This window comes from Sulfolobales archaeon, assembly GCA_038897115.1.
In the GTDB taxonomy this organism is placed as follows: Archaea; Thermoproteota; Thermoprotei_A; order Sulfolobales; family AG1; genus AG1.
This window is the reverse complement of the sequence record JAWAXC010000028.1, coordinates 1-23,005: the sequence shown is the minus strand read 5'-3', so window position 1 is coordinate 23,005 and position 23,005 is coordinate 1. Positions and strand designations below refer to the sequence as shown.

General features: G+C 41.7%; 25 protein-coding genes. 16 read left to right on the top strand and 9 right to left on the bottom strand.

Going from position 1 to position 23,005, the window contains the following annotated elements:
- From QXE01_05265 to QXE01_05225, 9 genes are all read left to right on the top strand, one after another.
- A partial coding sequence (locus QXE01_05265; GenBank protein MEM4970643.1) for an NAD(P)H-hydrate dehydratase occupies nucleotides 1-847 on the top strand: 847 nt, incomplete at its 5' end.
- 16 nt (nucleotides 848-863) lie between these two features.
- A complete protein-coding gene (locus tag QXE01_05260) occupies nucleotides 864-2,069 on the top strand; it encodes a membrane dipeptidase (GenBank protein MEM4970642.1) in 1,206 nt (401 codons plus the stop codon).
- Nucleotides 2,070-2,365: 296 nt separating this feature from the next.
- A complete protein-coding gene (locus tag QXE01_05255) occupies nucleotides 2,366-4,006 on the top strand; it encodes an ABC transporter substrate-binding protein (GenBank protein ID MEM4970641.1) in 1,641 nt (546 codons plus the stop codon).
- Nucleotides 4,007-4,196: 190 nt separating this feature from the next.
- On the top strand, nucleotides 4,197-5,861 hold the full coding sequence (locus tag QXE01_05250; GenBank protein ID MEM4970640.1) for a hypothetical protein: 1,665 nt from the start codon (nucleotides 4,197-4,199) through the stop codon (nucleotides 5,859-5,861).
- Nucleotides 5,862-5,919: 58 nt separating this feature from the next.
- Nucleotides 5,920-6,837, top strand: a complete 918-nt coding sequence (locus QXE01_05245; protein MEM4970639.1) for a winged helix-turn-helix domain-containing protein — start codon at nucleotides 5,920-5,922, stop codon at nucleotides 6,835-6,837.
- A 541-nt stretch (nucleotides 6,838-7,378) separates the two neighbouring features.
- A complete protein-coding gene (locus QXE01_05240; protein ID MEM4970638.1) occupies nucleotides 7,379-7,927 on the top strand; it encodes a PaREP1 family protein in 549 nt (182 codons plus the stop codon).
- 333 nt (nucleotides 7,928-8,260) lie between these two features.
- Nucleotides 8,261-8,500, top strand: coding sequence for a hypothetical protein (locus QXE01_05235; protein MEM4970637.1), 240 nt, complete (start codon nucleotides 8,261-8,263; stop codon nucleotides 8,498-8,500).
- Nucleotides 8,501-8,606: 106 nt separating this feature from the next.
- On the top strand, nucleotides 8,607-8,786 hold the full coding sequence (locus QXE01_05230) for a hypothetical protein (GenBank protein MEM4970636.1): 180 nt from the start codon (nucleotides 8,607-8,609) through the stop codon (nucleotides 8,784-8,786).
- Between the two features lie 28 nt (nucleotides 8,787-8,814).
- Entirely contained in the window at nucleotides 8,815-8,994 is a 180-nt protein-coding gene (locus tag QXE01_05225; GenBank protein ID MEM4970635.1) for a hypothetical protein, read from the top strand.
- Between the two features lie 269 nt (nucleotides 8,995-9,263).
- Here QXE01_05225 and QXE01_05220 read toward each other — a convergent pair whose 3' ends face one another.
- The 4 genes from QXE01_05220 to QXE01_05205 form a co-directional block, all read right to left on the bottom strand.
- On the bottom strand, nucleotides 9,264-9,842 hold the full coding sequence (locus QXE01_05220; protein ID MEM4970634.1) for a PUA domain-containing protein: 579 nt from the start codon (nucleotides 9,840-9,842) through the stop codon (nucleotides 9,264-9,266).
- 1,215 nt (nucleotides 9,843-11,057) lie between these two features.
- Complete coding sequence (locus tag QXE01_05215; GenBank protein MEM4970633.1) at nucleotides 11,058-11,561, bottom strand: type II toxin-antitoxin system VapC family toxin; 504 nt, start codon at nucleotides 11,559-11,561, stop codon at nucleotides 11,058-11,060.
- 2 nt (nucleotides 11,562-11,563) lie between these two features.
- Nucleotides 11,564-12,076, bottom strand: coding sequence for a hypothetical protein (locus QXE01_05210; GenBank protein ID MEM4970632.1), 513 nt, complete (start codon nucleotides 12,074-12,076; stop codon nucleotides 11,564-11,566).
- Nucleotides 12,077-12,080: 4 nt separating this feature from the next.
- The gene (locus QXE01_05205) at nucleotides 12,081-12,698 is read right to left on the bottom strand and encodes a hypothetical protein (GenBank protein MEM4970631.1); all 618 of its coding nucleotides are present in this window, start codon (nucleotides 12,696-12,698) and stop codon (nucleotides 12,081-12,083) included.
- A gap of 229 nt (nucleotides 12,699-12,927) precedes the next feature.
- Here QXE01_05205 and QXE01_05200 point away from each other — a divergent pair, with 229 nt between their 5' ends.
- Nucleotides 12,928-13,188, top strand: a complete 261-nt coding sequence (locus QXE01_05200; GenBank protein MEM4970630.1) for a nucleotidyltransferase domain-containing protein — start codon at nucleotides 12,928-12,930, stop codon at nucleotides 13,186-13,188.
- Nucleotides 13,189-13,659: 471 nt separating this feature from the next.
- On the opposite strand, the gene QXE01_05195 is transcribed toward QXE01_05200, so the two are convergent.
- On the bottom strand, nucleotides 13,660-14,427 hold the full coding sequence (locus tag QXE01_05195) for a hypothetical protein (protein MEM4970629.1): 768 nt from the start codon (nucleotides 14,425-14,427) through the stop codon (nucleotides 13,660-13,662).
- A gap of 96 nt (nucleotides 14,428-14,523) precedes the next feature.
- Between QXE01_05195 and QXE01_05190 the strand changes: the two genes are divergently transcribed.
- Nucleotides 14,524-14,709, top strand: coding sequence for a hypothetical protein (locus QXE01_05190; protein MEM4970628.1), 186 nt, complete (start codon nucleotides 14,524-14,526; stop codon nucleotides 14,707-14,709).
- A gap of 6 nt (nucleotides 14,710-14,715) precedes the next feature.
- Here QXE01_05190 and QXE01_05185 read toward each other — a convergent pair whose 3' ends face one another.
- Complete coding sequence (locus QXE01_05185) at nucleotides 14,716-15,243, bottom strand: hypothetical protein (protein ID MEM4970627.1); 528 nt, start codon at nucleotides 15,241-15,243, stop codon at nucleotides 14,716-14,718.
- 100 nt (nucleotides 15,244-15,343) lie between these two features.
- Between QXE01_05185 and QXE01_05180 the strand changes: the two genes are divergently transcribed.
- The 4 genes from QXE01_05180 (at nucleotide 15,344) to QXE01_05165 (ending at nucleotide 18,841) form a co-directional block, all read left to right on the top strand.
- Complete coding sequence (locus tag QXE01_05180; GenBank protein MEM4970626.1) at nucleotides 15,344-15,922, top strand: hypothetical protein; 579 nt, start codon at nucleotides 15,344-15,346, stop codon at nucleotides 15,920-15,922.
- Nucleotides 15,923-15,953: 31 nt separating this feature from the next.
- The gene (locus tag QXE01_05175; GenBank protein ID MEM4970625.1) at nucleotides 15,954-16,766 is read left to right on the top strand and encodes a hypothetical protein; all 813 of its coding nucleotides are present in this window, start codon (nucleotides 15,954-15,956) and stop codon (nucleotides 16,764-16,766) included.
- Between the two features lie 409 nt (nucleotides 16,767-17,175).
- Complete coding sequence (locus tag QXE01_05170; GenBank protein MEM4970624.1) at nucleotides 17,176-18,342, top strand: PQQ-dependent sugar dehydrogenase; 1,167 nt, start codon at nucleotides 17,176-17,178, stop codon at nucleotides 18,340-18,342.
- A 271-nt stretch (nucleotides 18,343-18,613) separates the two neighbouring features.
- A complete protein-coding gene (locus tag QXE01_05165; GenBank protein MEM4970623.1) occupies nucleotides 18,614-18,841 on the top strand; it encodes a DUF2283 domain-containing protein in 228 nt (75 codons plus the stop codon).
- 686 nt (nucleotides 18,842-19,527) lie between these two features.
- Here QXE01_05165 and QXE01_05160 read toward each other — a convergent pair.
- Entirely contained in the window at nucleotides 19,528-19,683 is a 156-nt protein-coding gene (locus tag QXE01_05160; protein MEM4970622.1) for a hypothetical protein, read from the bottom strand.
- 972 nt (nucleotides 19,684-20,655) lie between these two features.
- Here QXE01_05160 and QXE01_05155 point away from each other — a divergent pair.
- The gene (locus tag QXE01_05155; GenBank protein ID MEM4970621.1) at nucleotides 20,656-21,471 is read left to right on the top strand and encodes a GNAT family N-acetyltransferase; all 816 of its coding nucleotides are present in this window, start codon (nucleotides 20,656-20,658) and stop codon (nucleotides 21,469-21,471) included.
- A 338-nt stretch (nucleotides 21,472-21,809) separates the two neighbouring features.
- Here the strand turns inward: QXE01_05155 and QXE01_05150 are convergent, their stop codons facing one another.
- Together QXE01_05150 and QXE01_05145 are read right to left on the bottom strand one after the other, a co-directional pair.
- The gene (locus QXE01_05150) at nucleotides 21,810-21,992 is read right to left on the bottom strand and encodes a hypothetical protein (GenBank protein ID MEM4970620.1); all 183 of its coding nucleotides are present in this window, start codon (nucleotides 21,990-21,992) and stop codon (nucleotides 21,810-21,812) included.
- Nucleotides 21,993-22,245: 253 nt separating this feature from the next.
- The coding region (locus tag QXE01_05145; GenBank protein ID MEM4970619.1) for an RsmB/NOP family class I SAM-dependent RNA methyltransferase at nucleotides 22,246-23,005 on the bottom strand (760 nt) is incomplete at its 5' end.

The following is a 23,005-nucleotide window of genomic DNA, read 5'->3' as shown; positions in this document are numbered from 1 at the left end:
GAAGTTCCTCGTGGTTGGCGGGGCTAGATATTACTATGGAGCTCCATACTATGCCTCATACTCATTTCTAAAGGCTGGGGGAGGCTATTCAAGGCTAGCAGCACCAAGATCTGTGATACCCTATATAGCTGCGAGGTGTAGCGAGGTTGTATATATACCCTTGGAAGAGACTGCTGAGGGTAGTATAGCTTTTAATAACTATGAATATATAATGAGGGTTATAGAAACATATGAGATCGATATAGTGGCGATAGGATCTGGAGCATCTCTCAACCCAGAGACCCAGGAGCTGATCCGGGTATTGGTAGAATCTATTGGGAAGCCTGTGATAATAGATGGGGATGGGATCACAGCTATATCAACATCCCCCGAGAGGATCAAGGCTAGGAAGGCGCCAACAATATTAACACCACATCTAGGCGAGTTCTCAAGGCTAACAGGCCATAGCATTGAAGCCATTAGAGAGGATCCCATAGGGATTCTCAGAAGAGCCTGTAGAGATCTAAACTCATATATAGTCTTAAAAGGAGCCCACAGCCTAATCTGCAATCCAGAAGGCCACATATACATAAATATGACCGGCAACCCAGGAATGGCCAAGGCAGGCTCTGGAGATGTGTTAACAGGCGTTATAGCAGCTATGTATGGCATCGGCCTGAGAGATCCAGGGGAAGCCGTGAGGATCGGGGTTCTAGTGCATGGATTAGCAGGGGATATAGCAGCAGATCGCCTAGGAGAAGACGGCGTAACCCCCGATGACATCCTAAACAGCCTCCCAGAAGCTGTTAGAATCTTGAGGGAGAACCCAGGCTATATAATCGAAAGATATATGCCCAAAGTGATATAGAGATGGGATGATTTTAATGGGCTCGGGCAAGAGGTATGGTGGGTATAAATCATACTCATGGCTAGAGGCTGGGAGGGATTATAGGGTTTTCAAACTGGCTAAGGAAGTGGGTAGGGTGCCTTCTAAGGTTGTGGAGCTGAGCAAGGCTGAGGAGGAAATGGTTGAGGAGATCATGAGTAAGAATATAGTTATCTCACTTCATGATCATACCTTTGTATGGCCTGAAAACCCCGGGGAGTTTATAGAATATGCTAGGAATAGCAGGTGGTGGATCGGCTATGAAGGGCTAGCCATATCAGGTCTAGACGGGGTTTTCGAAGGGATGTTAGATGGTGTTGCACTCATGAGATCCACTGATCCCTGGGATTGGGATAATGTGATTCATCAGATCGGTATGATCCAGGCTGATATTGATCACCAGGATCTTGTGTTTGTTGCTAGAAAGGCTAGTGATTTTGAGAAAGCATTTAGAGAGGGTAGGATTGCTATGGTTATCCATCTTGAGGGGACTCCAAATATTAGGGAGGATCTCTCTAGGGTTGATATCCTCTATGGTCTTGGTGTTAGGTGTATGGGTATAGCCTATAGTAGGGGTAATGAGTTTGGCTCTGGCCTTGCGGATAGGGTTGATAGGGGCTTAACTGATCTTGGGTATGAGCTTGTTAGGAGGATGAATAAGCTTGGAATGCTAATAGATCTTGCACATGCTGGTGATAAAACCAGCTTGGATGTTATAGAGGCCTCCAAGGACCCCGTGGTGATCACCCATGCAGGTGCTAGAGCACTATGGCCTTCTAGGAGGATGAAGCCTGACGAGGTTATCCAGGCATTGGCTGAGAAGGGCGGTGTCTTCGGTATAGAGGCTGCGCCGCATACAACTATAACTAGGAATAATCCTAGGCATTCTATAGAGAGTGTTATGGAGCACTTCCAATATATAGAGAAGCTAGTGGGAATAGATCATGTTGCCTTCGGCCCAGACACATTATTCGGAGATCACGTGGCACTCCATAGGGTATTTAGAGAATATCTAGCACTTACAAGCATAGAGGAGAACCTACCGCCATTCCCAAGGGTGGAATATGTAGATGGGCTTGAAAACCCCTCAGAATTTAGAAATATAGTTAGATGGCTTGTAAAGCATGGATACTCAGATCAGGAAATAGCAAAGGTCATTGGTGGGAACATACTGAGGGTTGTTAAAAGGGTATGGGGAGAATAGCCCTTTAATGTAAAAGACTTTTTACATTGGCATTCCTTTTATATTGACGCTCTTCATAGAACTATCGAAGCTATGCTTTGAATATCTATGAATAGTATAAGATCTGATAGAGATCTAACCTCCTCTCTCCTCACCCTAGTGAAATCCTTGCCCACTTAGCTGCGAACCTATATTGTTGTGCTTTAAATAGGACAGTGTATGCTAGGGACATTAGATAACAATCCTTGCTTTAAAATTGGGCTTTTAGTCTCAACAAATATTTAGGTTAATATAGCTATGCATTATTGGTATCCACCATGGGTAGGGGGATTTCAAGGGTTGTTCTTGTATCTACATTAGTGGTCTTAATAGTAATAGCTAGCATAGCATATTATATGCTAGTGTTTCAAAGACCAGCACAACCTCTGCAACAGACAATGCAGATAACATCATTTCTAACCACAACACCTCTAGCCACCTCTCCAGCATCACCAATGCCTAAGAAGGATACTCTAAGAGTAGCTATAGGGGTTGACATAGATACTCTAGATCCCCATGGACAAACAACTGGGGCTGTTATTAATATATTGAGGCATGTATATGAAACGCTGCTCTGGTTCGATGATGATGGTAAAAAGGTGATTCCATGGCTTGCCGAGAGGTGGGAGGTATCGCCAGATGGGTTGGTATATACATTCTACCTTAGAAAGGGCGTTAGATTCCACGATGGCTCTGAGTTCAATGCAACTGTTGTGAAGGCTAATATAGATAGATGGATAGACCCAACTGTGAGGGTTCCAGCGAGAGCCCAACTTGGACCTGTAAAAGCGGCTGAGGTTGTTGATGCCTATACAGTTAGGATATATCTTTCAAAGCCCTATGCACCATTTCTAACTGTCCTGGCAAGTTTTCCCATGATCACGAGTTTAAATGTTATTAAGAAGTTTGGTAATCAGACTATAACTGAGGTTATAGGTACTGGGCCATATAAGTTCGTCTCTTGGGAGAAGGGTAAGAGGGTTGTTCTGGAGAGGAACGATGATTATTGGGGGCCTAAGCCACCTATAAAGAGGATCGAGTGGCTAATAATACCAGAAGCATCTACAAGGCTAGCAGCACTATTAGCAGGCGATGTAGACTTCGCATTTAATCTGCCACCGCCAGATCTAGATAGGATTAAGAATGATCCTAGATTCGAGGTGCTGACACCCCTAACCGATAGGGTTATCTTCATAGCTATCCTGCCTAAGGGGCCTCTCAAGGATCCTAGGGTTAGGCAGGCCTTCAACTATGCTGTTGATAAAGAGGCTATTGTTAACAATATATTATATGGGCTCGCGCTGCCAGCTGATTCTGTGGTTCCACCTCATCATTTTGGCTATGTTAAGGTGGGGCCCTATCAATATGATCCTCAGAGGGCTAGGAAGCTTCTTGAGGAGGCTGGTTTTCCATTCGATAGGAAATTGATCCTTCTGCACCCTACTGGGAGGTATCTCCAGGATAAGCAGGTTGCAGAGGCTGTGCAGGCATATCTCTCGAGGATAGGTGTTCAGGTTGAGCTTAGAACGATGGATTGGCCTAGCTTCGTTGCAACAATAACAAAGCCCTTAGATCAGAAGGACTACGACCTACTACTACTAGGATGGGGAGCCGCTGCTCCCGATGCTCACTTCATACTATTTAACCAGTTCCACTCATCACAAGCACCCCCAAGAGGGCTTGCCGCTGCGCATTATAACAACTCAGTAGTTGACGAGCTTCTCGAGAAAGCTATTGTTGAAACAGATCCTCAGAAGAGGCTCGAATTGTATAGGCAAGCCATCGAGATTATATGGAAAGATGCTCCATGGATATTCCTCTATACGCAGAAGAGCTTCGCAGCCAAGACTAAGGATCTATCTGGCATAATGGTTCACTTTGGCGAGAACTTCTACTTCGTAAAAGCATACTATAGATAGGATAATGGAATTTTATATGATTCGCAATCTAATCTTCTTTGCTTTGAAAGGGCGGGGTCCTCTTAATTAGAGGGCTAAGCTATGTGGAATGCTTTTGTGGAACTATTTCCCGAGTATTTCCCGTATTGGGAACAGGGGTATCCCTTATAAAATTCTGGGTCTATGTTTTTATCGGAGGTGATGGTTGATCATGATGTATATGAGGTATGGAGCGTTCCTAACCCTAGCCCTTTTGATTATATCAGCTGTACAGATGATTCCAGGGGCTTTGGTTGGTGTTGAGGCCCAGACTCAGATGGGGCTATATAAATGCCCAGGTGGGTTTGTGAATGCTACTCTTCTGCTGAGGGATTCTCTCTCTAGGTTATATCAGATTGCTAATGCTAGCAATATATCTCTTCCCCAGTCAATCATAGCTAGGGTTTCTGAGGCTTCTAATCTGAGCTATGATAGGATAGCCTCTATGTCTGCTGAGGAGTGTAAGAATCTATATAGCGATTTACTCGCAACTCTAAAGAACATGACATCTTATATGGGTATATATCTAGAGCCCCAGGCAAAGGGGGCTTATGAGAGGGCTACTCTGAGGGCTGCTGAGAAGCTTCTTGAAAGGGCTAAGGAGTTGAATGCTAGTGACATAGCTATGGATGTTAGCGATAAGATTAGTAGGGGTAGCATATCTCCTAAGGATCTAGATGATCTTGGAAAGAAGCTGGAGGCGAGGGTAGTGGTGATCAAGGTACAGGATATAAGGGCTATTGTAGTGAAGATCTCGGAGGACAGGATCTTCAAACCGAATGTGTCTCAGAGGGATCTAGAAGCTGTATCAAAGGCTGAGGAGGTTTTGAAAAGGGTTAGAGAGCTATTAATAGCTGTTAATGCTAGTAGGGCTGCGGTTGAGGCTATAGATCAGGCTATAGATAATGTGTCTAGGGCGAAATCTATATTGGAGAAGGAGAGATCACTCTCTGAGGCTGAGAGGCTAAGGGCTATTGCTGATAGGCTTGAGAACCAGATCAAGATCCTAGCCTCAATGCTTAGAAACGCCTCAGCAGATAACGCAACTGTACAGGAGATTCTAGGGCTATTAGCCAATGCATCTAAAATGATCTCAGATGCTAGATCTATGATACAGGCTGGCAACCTCAGCGAAGCATCAAAAGCGCTTGAAGAGGCATATAAGCTATATAAGATCGCTGAGGATAAGGCTGAAGACTTGCTAGAGAAGATCTCAAAGGCTAGGGAGGATATTACAGAGAGATATAAGGAGGCTCTCGAAAAGCTATCAGAGCTCTCAAAGGAGTTCGAGGATATAAGGGTGAAGGCATTCAACACATCAGATCCAGCTATAAGGGAGCTCATATCGAAGATACAGGCATCGCTAGAGGAGGTATCCAATATATCGCTCAACATATCAAAGCTAATCAACATGGGGAGGGTCGAGGAGGCAAGGGCTATGATTAACATGCTATTAGCAAGGATAAGCAATATAGAGGCCCTTATAAAGGCCCTTGAACAGCTTGTCAAGAAATTCTATGAGGTTAAAGAAGATCTGGTGAAGAGGCTCAACGAGATTATAAATGAGACAAACAAGCTATGGGATAGATTCCAGGCTCTTAAAGTAAATGCGAGCAACATCTCAAACCCCAATGTGAGGGCATTGATAGATATGATCCAGAGATCGTTTGAAGAGCTGAACCAGACAATATCAAATACCTCGAAAGCAATAGAAGCCGGAAATATTAGAGAGGCTAGCGCCAACATCGAGAAGTGCAAGGCGTTGATAGACAATATAAAGAAGATGCTTGACAGGCTAGAAGAGCTTTTGAAGGAGCTTTCAAGAGGCAGGAGATGAGCCATATAATTCGGAACTATTAATATGCTTATGAAAATAGTGAAAAGGGTGCCTAGCTATGGCATATAGATCTAGCTGTAGAGGTGGAGGACTATATAGCGTATATAAGATCTCTATAGTATTATTTCTGCTAGCTACCCTATTCAGCCTATCAACCCTATATTCCCAGGAGGGCTCCAGGGTTCTCGTGGTTGTTGGGGGTGACGGTGTTGTTGATGTGGCTATAACGCTGTATCCTAGCCAGCCTGGTGAGGAGATCATATATATAGATCTTCCTGTTAAGCCCCTACCAGGATCTATTGTTGTCTCTCCAATAGATGTTATTCCACAGCTTCTATCCAATGACACGCTAGCCCTTCTAAAGCCCTCCGGCGTCCAGAGGATCGATATATCCTATGTTGCATCTATAAGCGTTTCTGGAGGCGTTCTAAGCACATTAATAAAATATCCTCAATGGGTTGGGAATCTAACAGTTAGGATCCATAGGAATGTTATCCCGATAACAATGCCGGATAACATCTCAAGCATAAGGACATTCGGCGACTACGTGATCATAGAGATGGCTAGGAACACAACATGGAACCTGCAATACGTGCTAGCACCACAGCAGATCACCTCAACATCAGCACCACCCATCCAACAGCAGGGAGTCCAACCACCGCAGCAGAACCCACAGATGTGGGCTTTACTACCACTCGCAGCAGGGGTTGCGGCAGCGGGGGCGGCGGGGGCTGCGGCATATGCTATAATAGCTAGAAGGAGGAGGGGTGATATTTCAGAGTATCTAGATAACGTTGATAAAGAGATCCTCAGCATAGTCGAGAAGCTTGGAGAGGCAACGGCCAGGGATATAATGGATGCAACAAGGCTTCCAAAGACAACGCTCTATAGAAGACTTAACAAGATGATCAAGATGGGTATAATAGGGACTAGAGCAAAAGGCGGTGTAACATACTATTATATAATTAAAAAATAGTTAGGACCTTCAAACAATCTAGAGACTCGCGGCGAATCCACTATTATTTGAGCCAGTCCCTCTGCTCCGAAGACTTTATAGGAAATTAATCATACATATTATAGATAATGGGGTGAAACATCTTTGATAGTCTTGGGGGCGAAGCCTACTATCTTTCTTGGCCTTTAGCGATGAGAAGAATGATCTCCAAGCCTTATTATTCTTATTAACAACCTGCTGAAAAGTAGCGGTGTCAACTAGCTTCTTATACCTCTCATAGAACCCCTTATACGTATCTTAAGATCTACTTTCTTGGTTTCGAAGAGTTGTCTCCTCCTAGCATATTTGATCTCGTTCCAAAGCTTCTAAGAGAGGTTTGATGGGCACATGGAATTTACATATCTAATAGTGCTAAGGACTTACGAAATTAACATCAAATATATAAACCAGTAGAAATCAAAAACAACAGTCTTTAGGCATCGGGGAAGATATCTGTTGAAGGAAGCTGGTCGAGGAGTTAAAGAGCTGTGAAGAACTTATATAATAGTGGAATGGTGGATAGGTGTTGGATGTAGATGGATCTGAGATGAGCAGCTTTTCGATAATCTCGATTAGAGTTCCGAAGAAGGTTATTGATAAGGCTGGGGAGCTAGGTCTAGATCTAGAGTCGATACTCTATGAGGCTATTCTGAGAGAGTTGAGGTTGGATCCAAGTGAGGAAGCTGAGCTACGCCTAGAGCTAGCGAGGAAGCATCTAGATGAGGCGAAGGCATATGTGGAGAAGGGTGACGCTATCCAGACTAGTGAAAAACTTTATAAAGCCGTCGAGGAGTGCATCATGGTGCTTGCACACCAGCTAAACGTGCCCGAAGCGGCTAGGGCAAGAGAATATGGTAGATGGTTTGCATGGCTCTTAGATAAGGCTGTGAGAAGAATAGCAAGGATATTAAACGAATATCGCGTAAAGAGTGTGTGGGATGCTGCATACAGTTTACATGTGTGGGGCTTTCACGAAGCAAAGCTGGATATAGATGATATCGAGACAGATATACCACAGATAGAGTGGCTGCGCGACTATACAAAGAAAGTGGTGGAGAAAGTTAATGATTGAGATATTGTAAAGCGTTATCCTAGAGATCACGCTAGTAGAGGTTCTAAATTGGTATTATAAGAATAAGAAGACCTACTTGGACTCAATGTCAGGCTTGAGATAGAGGCGGAAAAGCGAAGGAAGCTATTCTTAAGTTTAAGACCTTAGATAGGCTAAGTTTTCTAAAAGACATGTCTGGACTGATGGCTCTTAACACGATGATTCAATCGATCGCTTTTCCTCTTCACAGCACGGAAATCACTATCTACTTCACGATATTCAAATTAACAGTCTAGAACCGTATATTATGTTAGAAGAAGGCTCAATGGATCTCTTCAGAGGATAGCCCAGCTTTTGGAAAGATATGGGGAGAAGATCCTCTATCTTAGAGACATAGCTGAGGATTCTAAGAAAATCTTTAAAGTTATATCAGGGCACCTAAACACCCCTGAGATCAAAGAGTATATTGGCAGAGAGTATAAAATGGCAGAGAGATTCGTCTATGAATTGGCTGTGAAGCTAAGAAAGATAGGGAAAAGCTTTACAGACACAAATAACGCTAGAGGATATAGAAAACCGATCTCTACTAGATAGCCAACAAAGTTATTGGTGGACATTCATAGACCTTCTATGAGAAGGCTGTTTCTGATTTAGCGATAAATTTAAATACTTTTAAACACTTCTGATTACTTGGTTAGTGTTGGAGAAGCTCTTAAAGACGCTTAGGAGAACTGTTGTTCTTGAGGCTTGGACTAATAGGTTTGGTAGGGAAGCACTTAGAGAGATTTCTGAAGCTTATAGAACAATGAGTCAGAGGCATATTCCTCCTCTAGAGATCCATTTAGTAGGAGGCCTATTAAGAGGTATACCCCCTCTGTGATTCGCGTTGCGTTGAGAGGGGGTAAAAAATGAAGATAATAAAGATACAGATGAGGCTAGCAAGGCTGAGTAATGGACTAACCATGGATAGAGAGGTAATTGGTGCTATCAATATTGGTTTGAGATATCTATCCCCAGATGGGAGCCCCATGGCGTTGGGCTCGACCGAGCCCCATGGGGTGCGGGTGAAGCTATTGATCCCACACTGAGGGCTAACCCCACTCACGGAACTAAAAATGATTAAAAGTAATTAGAAGCACCGTGAGTGGGGAAACGCTAGGGATAAGGAGATGATAGTATGTCTCTCTTACCAGATCTAGGGATAGGATTTGGGAAGATGTAGAGGTTATATAGCTGTTTATAGGTCTGAAGCATGTTATATAGAAATAGCTCTGTTTCAGCCTATATTCATCATACTGGAGATCGTTCGTGGAAAGAGGCTTCAAGTTATAAGGCTGAGCTTCTTCATGGTAATATTTTAATCCCATTCCTCTACTGGTTTGAGAACTCTTAGGAACCACCCTAGATCCAAAATGTTTTTAGCAGCCACATCTGTCAACCTACCCCTAGATCTTGCCCTTTCTATCTCCTCTGGGTTCATCGTAGCCCTTGCAACACCTATTACCCTCTTGTCAACTGGATCTATGATAGCTACTATATCTCCCCTTTTAAAAGGGCCGTAGATCTTGTTCACGCTAGCTACAAGAAGATCGTTTCCATAGAGAAATGCCTTAACACCTTGCTGCGCCGCCTCAATAGCAGATCTTATCTCACCGGTACATTTATATAGATCCTCGAGAAGCCATGGAGATGGATAGATCTTCCCCTCAAAGGCTACACCAACTATTCTCCCCACGAAAAGGGGCTTGATCCCTAGCTGGGCTATTCTATCCTCAGCAGGGCCATCTCCTATCAATAAACATATTCCTGGGTAGATGTTACAAGAGATCCTAATGTTTTTAGGCATACACCTATTAATCTCTTCCCCTCTAAAGATCCTCCTAACCATCTTTATAAGATCTTCCACCCAAGCCTCTTCCCCCCTTTCATCATACATGCAAAAGAACCCCACCAGATATCTATAAGCTACATCTAATACCTAATAGCATCCAAGCGAATATCTCTTTCCATAAACTCCAAAGCACCAAATCATAATACTAAGGCCTATTCTATAAATCTCACAAGTGGAAGCCTCACCCTTCAGGGCGGGGAGCAGGTCAGGACTCTTTATCCTGGAAAGGAAGGACGATACTTTTGTTGTAATGATTAGTAGCTTAAGGTATAGTTAAGCTGTATTGAAGAACCGAGTTTTAATATAAAGTCAAACACTAGATAATAAAATAATGCGCTAAGCCATATCTACATTAGTAAAGGTTGCCAACATGTTGGTAAGGAGAAAAAATAATTATTATATTTAGGGTCATCGCTGAGGCTGCAAAGATTAGCGAGGGATAGAAGGTTATGATCATAGCAATAGATGATAAGATCGCGATAGAACAAATAAGAGAAACGGCATAGTTTGCTCTCTATGGAAAAAGCATAGTAAAATATTGCTCAAGGAAACCAAAGAAGATAGTCTCCGTGAGATAGAAAACACGCAGGATAATAATAAAATCTATTTGATACACTGCTTCTCCTACCTGCCCTTAGATATGAGAACCCAGATAAAGTTATGAGGATTTTCAGAGACCTAGATCTTAGAGTTATTCTATTAATGACATCAGTGTATTAGAAGCCGATAAGCTAGCTAATAGGGTTAAGCCCTCCTAGATAGAATCAACTTACCATAGCTACCATGTAGGGATGTAGTGGGGGTAAAAACCTTTATTACGTTGGTTTGGTGTGGTTTAATATGTCTGACCTCCTTCCCGCTCTAGAGGGAACCCCCGCCCTAAAGGACAAGGCTCCCAGTTGTAACCTGCCTGGGTAATGGGAGCTCTGTTCCAAGCTCGGTGGACTCTGTATGGATGGAATCCCATACAGCTAGGCTCAACAATTACCCGTGAACCTACAGAGATGCCAAGATCTATGTGGCGAGGTAGAAGTCCTAGAGGGGTGTGTTGTGGTGGTCTAGGTTGGGCTAGTCCACTCTCTAGGGATAAGCTGGTGCGGTAGAATATCCTAAGAGTAGTTAGAGTAAGACCCAGAGCTACCAGGGAAACTAAGGGTTACAGTAAAGATGATAGAGTGATATCGAAAGGAGAGCTAGAAGAAGTTGTGGAACACACGATATAACCTAAGGGAATGCTCCTCAAATTCTCTAAAGTTGAGGCTAACTATCTACAATATTTAGCCCTGCAACTTCATGTATCTCCCTCCTTCTTTTAATTATATCAGAGTCCAATGTTATGAAGTAGCGTACTAAACCTCTCTCTGCTAATAGCTTTGCATATACTACATGGAGCAAGTCTAGCGTTCTTAGCCTTATTCTATGGACTAGCTGCACGGCTTCATTGAATATGCGATGTATCTTAAAGTTATCCACACTTTCTACGGTACAATCCTCCGGAAATATTTTGATGTCAAGGCTTCTGAGAAGAAGTTGAACTATAGATTTCACCTTGATCCTCTCATCGCTTAATTGCATTATAGTTTGCGGTAATCTATACCTCTGGATATTCCTATGTAATGAAGAATAAAGCTCTACTAATGTAAGAGGTGAGCCATAAAATTCTCCAGCACCTCTATATCTCTCTACGAGACTTGTAGCTTTATCGTGATTAGGATCGTCTTCGAAGCCATATGCTATAATGACATTAGTATCCACGTAAGCCATGCTTATTCTCCACGCTCTTCTCGGATTATCCTTACCGCATCGAATCCTGGTAGAGCTTTAGGCTTTAAACCAGATTTAAGCATTATCCTAACTATATAGTCTATCAGCTCATCCTCACTAACATCCTGCTTTCCAACCCATTCAACAACAACGATAACATCATATTTCTCCTGTTTCAAATGATTAACAATTTTAAGCCATAACTCTAAAGCCTCCCTCGCACTTAAGTCAGTAATAACTTTAACTACAACACCATAATCTATATCCATATACGACTCGATCTTCAGAACTCTATCACCTATTAGCGAGCGTGCTAGGTTGTAGATATAGATTTTCATTTGCTCTTGCCATGATCCAATTGGAATATAAGTGGGATCAGATAAATATATTCTATGTGACTTAAATCTAATTTGCTCTTTATTCTCAACTACCCTTCTTAACCCTTCCTCTTGAAGAAGGAAATAAGGTAAAATATTAATATAAGAGGGCATGAGGGAAAACGAAGATGAATCCATGAAATTACACCTCATCTGCTATTTTCTTTAGAATATCCACTAGATTTTCTAAGAAGTTTAGGATTCTTGTTCTCTCATCTCTATAAATTACAGTTACTCTGTAGAGGTTTTCTCTATCTATACCTTTATAGGAACTCCAAATAGGTAAAATCCTCACTTGAAACCATCTATTCGTATTTGGATCCCCACCTTCCATAACAAGATCTGCACTAACAGGTCTTAAATTGAAGCCTAATAAGTCCTTGAAATTATATGAGTAAGTTAAGAATTTGGGTTTAAAAAAGCTATTTGCTATTACTATTACTTCATAAGGAACAAGCGCTTTGTCGATATCAACACCTATATCTTTTAAAACACTCTCAACTTCACTTAATGTATTAATAGCGTCCTTAGGTGTTGGACTTTCAATGTCTAAACGTCTCCTCCCAAAATCATACTCTATTTTTGTAGAACCCTTCTTAGCAATCACGCCAGGCGGCTCAAGAAAAGTGATTGAAGCACCTTCTATTGTAGGTTTAACATATGCGGTAATATACCCCTTTTCTCCAAGCCTTCTAATAAATAAAGTTATATCTGGATCAAGCATAAAAACTGTAGTAATCCAAACACTAATTATCTCCATAATACTCGTCCACCGATATCAATGAAACACACACATATATATTTTACTCTTTCCTCTAAAGTGATCCCCAAAAGGGTAGGGCTTTCGGCTATAATGCTTTACTTTAATACGTAAAAGCTCTTCTAATACTCCTTTAACTACCTTTACTATTTTCCAAAGCGAATCATTAGACCCATACAGCGAACCTTCCTACCAATATAGCGAATAACATAGAACGTCAACAGCCTTAATCAACCCGATAACCATAGTAGGTTCTGCTGAGGTTTATTTATTTGGTAGCTATGCTAGGTGTGACTGGCTTATCGATAGCGATATAGACCTTATAGTGGTCTCGGACGGCTTTAAAAGTCTCGATCTTGGGGAGAGATATAGTCTTGTAAGAAGGCTTCTTCCATCTGATAGAGGTTTCGAGATACTTATATATACAGGTGAGGAGTTCGAGCAAGCTAGGAAGAGAAGCATTGTTATACAAGATACATCTGAATATTAGATCAGAATAGCCTGGGCGGTGTAGGTATTTAGGGAGAAGGCTCTAGATCGATTTGAAGCGCTTTAGCAGATCTAGATGAAGCTAGAAAAGCACACTTACACGGGAGCTATCATCTAGCTGCGTTTCTAGCCCATTAATCTGTAGAGAAAGCGCTAAAATCATTTATAATGGCCTTTAAAAGAATTAGACCATCTATAACACATAGCCTCGTAGAACTTGTAACAATAGCATCGATATCATTAGAAGAAAATTAATTAGAAGCAGTGTCAGAGCTCTCATAATACTATACAATATCGAGGTACACAAACGAGGTTGAGAAAGCCCTTGAGGGAGATAACCCAGGGGATCTTCCAGAAGATGTCATCGATAACCGAGAAGATCGTTGAGAAAGTAGGCAGATCTCTTAAAGAGCAGAACCAGGAAGAGGCTCGAGAAAAATTCTAGCATATTCAAGGCTTAAAGCATTATATGTCACAGTATCTTTACCCTAGCTTCTCTGGGGGTTCTGTGAGGGCTTAATATGCTCCATGTGAGGAGTAGTAGTGCTGATAGGGATATCGATATTGATGTGATAACTAGGGATGGTACGATCCCTATCTGTGTTGATATATATCCCCCGCTTAGAGCTCCAAATGCTGATAATAGATTGTTTATAAAGGATGTTAGGCTCAGGAATGCTGGTAGATATTGCTTCTCAACCCTCTCCTGATATATTGTTGTGATCAGTATTGCTGCTTGTGTAGCTGTATAGTCCTGGATTAATAGTAGGGCAATATATAAATATAGATCATAGATAAAGGCCATAGGCATTATAGATAGCCCTGATACCATGGTAAGAATAAATATTAGGGCAGGCCCTCCACTAGATCTCCTATAGATTGCAAGAGATGCAGCCCCAGCAACACCCCCTATATTGGATATCGTTACTAGGAAGCCGAATATATCTACACCAGCGCCTAGAAGATCCCTTACAGCAACTAATAGATATACTGAGAGGAACTGCATCATAAAGAGACCAGATATAGAGCTTATAACTAGTAGAAATAAGAGATCTCTGGAGGAGCGTAGATAAGATAGACCAGCTGAGAGATCAGCGATATAGGATCTCGATGCTGAACCCCTACCCTTCGGGGATGGCGAGACAAGCCTGGCTAGGAGTAGCAATGGCAATAGCGATAACAGGCTAAGGACTATGAGGATAAAGACAGCGCCTTTATAACCATAGAGAGATCCTAGCAAACCGTTTCTCCCTAGGTGTTCATTCCAATCATTCTATATGTTCATGGTCTCACCTAGGGGTTCTACCTCGCCCAGAGGGCTCTCCTAGCTCATCCCATGGGCTCATGGGTGGCTGTTGAGCCCAACGGCATGGGGCTCCCATCTAGGTTTAGCCCACCCAGGCTTGGAGCAGCGCTCCCATCGCCTGGGCGGATCACCAGTAAATTTATAATCTTCGGAGCTTATAAAGCTTTAATGGCATCAACCTACCTAATAGCTCTGAAGGGGCTTGAACCGCTATGATGATCATCAACTTATATAAACTTCTCCTTTAAACATCAAGATATTTTCAGCCCCTAGGAAGGGGCTTAGCACCTCAGGAGATCTAGATGCTATGTTGAAAACAGAGTTAGCCCTTAGAAGCATATCTCTAGATACAAGATCAGGAATCAACACCCTAACAGCGATAGCATAGAGAGGCCCAGTTAGAGCCGATAGCGTGAGAATAATATATACTAGGTAGATGGTTTCACGGGAGAATGGTATTAAATAATAGATAGCTATATCGAAAGCCAGCCCAACAAAATATATAAGGATCAACACATTAATACTACCCATGATACTCACAACCATACCAGCAACAAGAAATAGAAAGATCCTAAACACAATTGCGAAGAAATACAGCAGACCTAAGCTCAAAGGACTCTCAGTAACCTCGTAAAAATGATAATCAATTATAATACCAAGAGCACCCCCAACACTAGTCATTATAAAAGCATATATCGAGATCAGAAACACATTCCTCATAGCCAGAAGATCTTCATATCTAATCCTCATAAAAGCCTGACCCCTATAGCTATATTAACACTAAAATATTTTTACATATGTATAGCTATATTAACACTAAAAGTTATATAGCCGATGAGGAGGAAATATAATGGACATATTGAGAATTATTATGAATATCGATAAATATGTTATCATCAAAGGAAAAAGGATAGATATAGCTTGCCATACTCTTCTTGTTATGATATTCACGATAGTTGTCCTAGGTATAGTATCAACTCCTATAGGGTTTGCTGCTGTTTACAAAACTCCTGCGGAAAGTTCTATGAAATACTATGTTCATATGGTTTTGGTCAATCAGAGCGGAGAAATTCTAGATGAGAAGACCGTTGAGCTAAAGGAACCCCCGGTTAAGCCACCTGTTAAGAAGGTTGAGCTTGTAAGTGTTGCTGTTGGTAATGGGACATATTTGTTGATACCGAAGGTAAAGGATTTAGATAAGGTTAGGGCAGCTACGTTGAGGATCTGGTTGTTTAACTCTTACAACATTGTACTTCCACAAGATAAGAAGCTAGATCCAGACCTAGTGCTTAATGCTCTAAACTCTAATGTGACTGTGGTAGAGAAGCTGGGTAAGGCTGTTATGGTTGTTCTTCATGTTGAGTATGTAGATGGTTCGAATGATAGCTATCTATACATAGCTGCAGGGTACGATATATTAGTTAGTTAATAGACGATTTTTTCTAAGTGGGTGTCTAGATATGTTTAGCAGAAGAAGCCGTGTTCTTATAGCTATCTTGTTAATTGCCATAGCTATGATAGGTGTCCTACTTTCTACTCGGTTCCTCAGGTTCCCTATGGGTTATGTAGGGCTCTACCCATACCTTGGCGAAGGTAGTGGTGTGGGAGAGGCGGCTGATAGAGTCTTTGACTTTGCTGTGAACAGGTTCCTCAAGAGGGGAGATATGCATAGCTGTAGTTCTAGAGTTGATAGCAGGGACTCGATAGCCTATGTATATTGCTTTACTGTTGATGAAAAAATCACCCTACCTATGTCTTCTAATGAGAAGCTGGAGATGACGTACTACCTTAATAAGATACGTGACTTTAGAAGAATATGGAACTACTCTATACATGTTACATTTCATCTTTCCGAAGACGTGGTTCAGGGTGTATATAAATCCCGAGGATTTGATTCGTATTACTTCGCAGCATTTCCAGGGCTTCCAATATGTACTAAGAGCGAAGGCCTAGAGGAGATCAAGGAGGCGCGTTTGCTAACTCTTGTAAAGGTTTATATTAATGGTGAGGAGGTAAAGTTTAGAATACTACCGGGTATGATCTATGAATCGGATATAAAGTATCCACAATGCTTCGATATAGTCTCCATGTCATTTAGAGGCCTAGCTAGTGGAAACCTAAGGGAAGAAGCATATAAACCCCTAATGAGCATCAAGAGAGAGACCGAGGTAACCTATGTAGTAGAGATATATGTAGATGAACAACTTCTAGACAAAAATGCAACGATATATGTAAGCATAGGACCACCATATATAATCATAAACCAAGAATAGAGATCAGCTCTAGGATGCTAGCTTGCTAATGTTTGAACATGGCTTTCTTCACCCAGCTTTCTCGATATGGAGATAAAATATTCAGAAGGGAGTGAAAAATACCGTGGGGATAGGGGCTAGATTATAGATCGGCTTAAGCCTACTTAATGGCGTAAATTGAAAGTATTTAAGCTTTTCGGAGATCTTAAAAGATCTAGGAAACTAGAGATATAATACTAAATCCTTATGGATCTTAGCGATAGAAGCGCATTATCTATACAACATCGAGATTCGAGAGGCTAATAAGCTTGATATATAAGTGTAAAGGGGATGAATGAGGTGGGTAGAAGATAGTAGATCGATGTCCTTTGCTCCTGATCCATGGTTTGGATAGTTTTATCTCTATGGAGAACTATGTAAGGGGGTTTTGATGCGTAGAAGGGACTTTATAAGGGTTTTCCTCATAGCTATAGCTGGTTTTGGTTCTGCCTATCTAGCTTATAGACTAGCGATTAGTCTCCCTGGCTCTCCTCGAAGTAGTGGGCAGGGATCCACGTCTACGTTGAGATCCTCGAAGCTCGGGGATCTTATAGAGGTTGAAGTAGTAGCCACAGATCTAGAGGTTCCATGGTCGATAGCGCCTGTGGGTTATGGTGAGTATTTCATTAGCGAGAGGCCAGGGAGGATCCTCTATTTATCACGAGGAGGTAAGAGGCTTGTAGCAAGCTTCGATGTGGCTTCGGTTGGTGAGGCTGGCTTGCTCGGGCTAGCTGTTCATCCTGAGTATCCTTCTAAGCCCTATCTATATGCTTATCTAAGCTACTGGAGCTCTGGCTCTATCTTTAATAGAATTATAAGGGGCAGGGTTGAGATGGATTCGGGGAAACCGAGGCTTAGCTCGCTAGTCACTATTCTCGATAAGATCCCTGGAGGCTATATACATAATGGTGGTAGACTGAGATTCGGTCCGGATCAGAAGCTATATGCAACAACCGGGGATGCTTCGAGACCCGAGCTAGCCCAGGATCTAGGTAGCCTTGCTGGGAAGATCCTCAGGCTCGAGGATAATGGGGAGATACCCAGGGATAATCCATTCTACCCATCACCGATCTATAGCTATGGCCATAGAAATCCACAGGGAATCGACTGGAGTCCCCTCCAAGGCTTCATGATAGCCTCTGAGCATGGGCCTGTAGGTCATGATGAGATAAACCTGATCAAACCAGGATCTAACTATGGATGGCCGGAAGAAGTTGGTCGAGGAGGTAGATACAATCAACCTATCATCGAGAGTGGATCGACTACCTGGGCCCCCTCCGGGATCTCGTTCTTAAGAGGCAACATGTTTAGAGAGTTCCAAGGAGATCTCTTGGTCGCTTGCTTAAGAGGGGAGAAAATCCTCAGGATATCCCTTCACAACGAGGGCGAAGCTGAATTGTCTGAGGAGCTTCTCGTGAATAGCTTTGGCAGGCTCCGAGATGTTGTGGTAGATTTTGATGGTTCTCTGCTCGTTTCAACTAGCAATAGAGATGGAAGGGGCTTTGTTAGAGAGGGTGACGATAAGATCCTGAGGATCATAAGGAAGCCTCATGGCTAGCCAGACGATATATAGCATGATCATCAGTATTAGCAATGATATAGAATATACTATGATCTTTTTCTCTAGAAAACCCAGAATCTCTCGGTTGCCTCAAAACGCTGTGAGTAAAAGAGGGAAGAAAAAACCAATTAGCCCTAAAAGGATTAAAATAACCCTAAATTACCTTGACTATGGTTTCTACCCTAGATGCGACTATAAATTTATATAAACTATTGGAATAAAAACTTGGGGAGCTACGGAATTAAAATAGTTTGTGTGGTGGTCTGTATTGCCTAATGAGATGAGGGTGAGGTATGAGCGCTTTAGTGATGCTCTCTATATAAAGATTAAGGAGGGTGAGGTAGCAGATTCTGAGGAGATAGCTCCGGGGATCATAGTTGACTACGACATAAATGGAGATATTATTGGGGTGGAGATACTCTGGTTCTCGAAAAGGAGGATAGATCTCAATAAACTAGTGACTGAAGGTCTCGAAGCTGTGGTGGCGGAAATCTGAAAATAATTTACACTCTCCACGCAATGGAAAGGCTACGGCAAAGGAATATCTCAAAAGAACAAATAGAGCAATGTATTCAGAAACCCGATAAAATTGAGAATATAGAGAATAACTACAAATGCATAAAAAGACTAGATAACCAAGTACTAATTGCTGTGTACAGGAAATCAAACGAAATATTTACAGTTATAACAGCATTCAAAACATCAAAAACTAAAAAGTATCTACCTTAGCCCACTAAACAATTACTTAGTTTTACCTCTAAAAAGCTAAAGAGACAGCAGATCTCAAGCTAAAAACAATTTTCATTAATAAGCATATATTAATTCTTTCTTCCCATTACTCTATTTACGAAAACCTTATGATCGTGGGTACACCTTGTTTAGGGGGTGAACGGCTTGCCAGGATTTGAATCCAGGTTCTCTGGGTTGGAGTTCTGATTGATCATGTTTTCATGTAGTCCACGAGATCATGAAATATAAATGATCTCAATGATATTATAATTACTCTCTACACCTCGATCCTGAGGAAAACATTAGCAGATCCACCTACTTATACACGTGTCTTCTCAAGATATTTTTATATCTCTTCGGTAGGTAGATCTTGAACTTCTCTCTCCTCTCCCTTGTGACATGCCTATCCTGTGCTAAGATCTCATTGACATGATCCATCCCTAGGGAGAAAGATCAAGATATCCACGGGTCTCCGCTCTCTGAATAGCCTTTCCCATAACTCTTTATACTCCACGGAAGATAGATCTTATAATACTCATCGGCCTCCCTAATAACTGTTCTCTGTTTGATCAAAGGCTTATCCATTATCACAAGATGGTATATGGACACTATTCTGATCTATAAAATGCCTGTGCCTCTAAAAAATACGATCATGTTACTATGGTGTCGCTATTTAGAATATTTTCTAAACAGCCTTGTAAGGATCTCCCCATACTACCATAAATTTATGGTGATATTGGAAAATCCCTTTCAAATGAACACTGAAATCTGGTGGTCAGTATTGAATATCCTATTACTAGATATCTTCATGAACCTCTGAAGCTATCCAGCCATAGGGATAAGGTTTTTATAAAATCCATCCCAAGGCATCTAGAGGGGGCGGGGAATAATGATAGGCCGCTCAACAGACCTTGAAGAAGATCTGAACCTCTGACTGCCCCAAATATATTATACCAAGGCAGCAATATAAATATATAGCATTTAAAGAGAGTCTCCTTTTAAATTAACATAATACCATGGCATAGATCTAGATATAGAAACCAGCTAGGATATTTCGAAGAAAATTTGAGCGCGCCTGGATAGCTATACTATGTATATCCTAGCTCTATGTATTCCGCCTGGTATCGTGATATGTTTTCTCCTTAAATATACTTGTAGCCTCCTCTTTCTAACCTCCTCAATGATTCCCTCTATGTCTCTGCACTTAAGCTCAGCATATGATTGGTGATAATAAAGAGAACTTCAAACCTGCCTCTTTCGGGGCAGGGAAGAGGTCAGGTATCTCTTCAGGTAACAATTATGGGGTTGGGAGATATATGAGGATATGGTAAAGGAACTCGGCAAAAGATCTATAAGATATAATCGATATAATCTAGGCAAAACAAATCGCGAGGGCAATTGATCTTGGATCTTCGTATCTTGATATTTTAATAGATCTGTCACTAAATTTGGTGAGATTTGGAAGATAACATGCTAAAGAGGATCTTCCGATGCGCAAATTCATGATACTATTATAGAGCATAACTATTTATAATTATATGTTTAAATTTGTGTCTTAACTATGGTGCCTGGTGAGGATATATGCAAATACTCACTCTATGGGATATTTTTCACAGCTATAGAGATCTTATGGCTTCGCTTATAGATCTATATAAAAAAGATCCTCTTCCTCCTCACTGCTACCTAGCCTATGACCTGGTTCATGAGTTCAGAAATATAGACATTATTCTGGGGACTTCAAACGGCGAAATAGAGTCTTACATACTTATTTGGAAAGCTCCAAGGCTATATGGCATACATATGTGGAAACCTACTGGGGATTTGATTTCAAGGCTGGAGATCAGGCCGGATAGAGTTGCATATATACATCTATATGAGAATGATGAAGAGCACATACGGCTGGTCATGCTTAGGCTAGAGGAGATCGGGTATAATAAGATAGAGAGAAGAAAATTCTATAATATGATCTGTACTGAAGAAACATTCTCTCCAAGCGATAAAGAAGGATTAGCGATAAGGCTTAGATCTAATCACCTAGAATTCTTCCTAGAACTCAAAAGATCTAGAGGACAAACTCTGAGCCTAGAAGAGGCGAGGGAGATCCTCAAAAAGAGGAGGTATTATGGAGTTATAGCCGATGGAAAGCTAGTTTCCACAGCTTCTAGGTACCTAGCGCTAGAGGAAATACACATGATAGGCGACGTATATACAAGGCCAGAATATAGGGGTAGAGGCTATGCCAAAGCAGTGACATCGGCAATAACTAGGGAAGCCATTGTATCTGGAGCTATGGCATCCCTACATGTTGAAACCAATAACGAGCCAGCAATAAGAGTCTATAGAAGCTTAGGATATAATATTGCGAAAACCCATGACTGGATCTTGGCAATTCCTTAGAAGCCCTTCAGAAAACGACCCGCTCTCTATAGCAGAAGATATATAAACATCTCCTTAAAACAAGAAACTTTCAATTCTATAGTAGATCATCCCAGGCTCTTGCCTGGTTTAGCCCTACGCCTGATCTTGGGCGTGTTACTCCTATCCCCTCTCTGGGGGACTCGGGGATATGGTTGGTAACCCCCGTCTCCCTCATATCATCTGGGAGGTTTTGTTGTTCATATACATGTCATCTCATCATCTAGCTATAGTACTAGCATCAAAGCTATAAGCATTAGTCATTCCCGCTCCAAAGGGGCGAGGCTTTCGGTTATAAGAGGAGTGATGAGGCCGAGTGACTAATAGTCATGATGAAGGCCCGAACTCTCCCTCCCAAGATCTGCTCTGTAAATCATAACGCTTTTAGCACCTATAATGCAGATCCTTAATCTGAGTTCGGATAGAACTCTGGAAATGGGGATCAGAGTCGGGTGAAGATTATCAGCCTCCTCAGCATCTTCTTTATAGAGCTCCTGGATCATCTATATCTACCTCCCTATTTATGCTATTGAAATTAAATATAGAGTTAATATTATTAGTTTTATTCTTTCTGGATAGCTTATGCTTCTATAATATAAAGAGTATAATTGTATGATCGTATTATGAGGGTATCTATGGAGCTTCCTAGATTCTGAGGCTTAGATATGCTTTTAACGATATGATGCTATCTATGAGTATAATTTAGGAGATCCTGTGATGGGGTGTTCTTGGTCTTGAGGATCTTATTCTGGGTTCTCATTTCTTTTTTATCACGCATGCGAAGGATCCTCCCATGTAGTGTTTGTGGGGCCATGTTCTAATACATTTTCTAGCATCCGGATTCAGATCTTTGATCCATATATCGTTGATTCCTCTTGACCATATATTGATCCTTGGCTCTACGATCTCTAACTCTTCGTCATATATCTCTAGGATCTTAGATATAACGTATTCATTCTCCTCAGGTGCTATGCTACATGTTGAGTATACCAGGATTCCTCCACTTTTAAGAAGCTCTATAGCTGATGCTAGGATCTCTATCTCTCTCTTCACCAATGCTGCTAGCTCTTTCACTCCTGTTTTCCTCTTCCTAGAGGGGTCGATCATTATGTATCCCTCAGCGCTGCATGGAGCATCAACTAGGATTCTCTCGAATTTCTTGGCGAGGATCCTATGTATCTTCCTAGCATCACCCCTCATCACTGCTATATTTTTAAAACCCATCCTAGCTATGTTGGAGATCAGAGCTCTTAATCTGTTAAGCGAGATATCGTTTGCAATGATAAGCCCCTGATCCTGGATCAGCTGTGCTATATATGTTGCCTTCCCACCTGGTGCTGCACATGTGTCGAGAACCTCTAGCCCTGGCTCTAGATCCATGTTTAGAGGCGGTATCAAAGGCGAGGGATCTCTGTGGAGGTAGTAATAGCCCTTGAGATATTCGTGTGTAGCACCGATAGATGGTGATTTCGGGGATCTAACCACCTCATATGCTCCCACAGCCCATTCCAGGGGT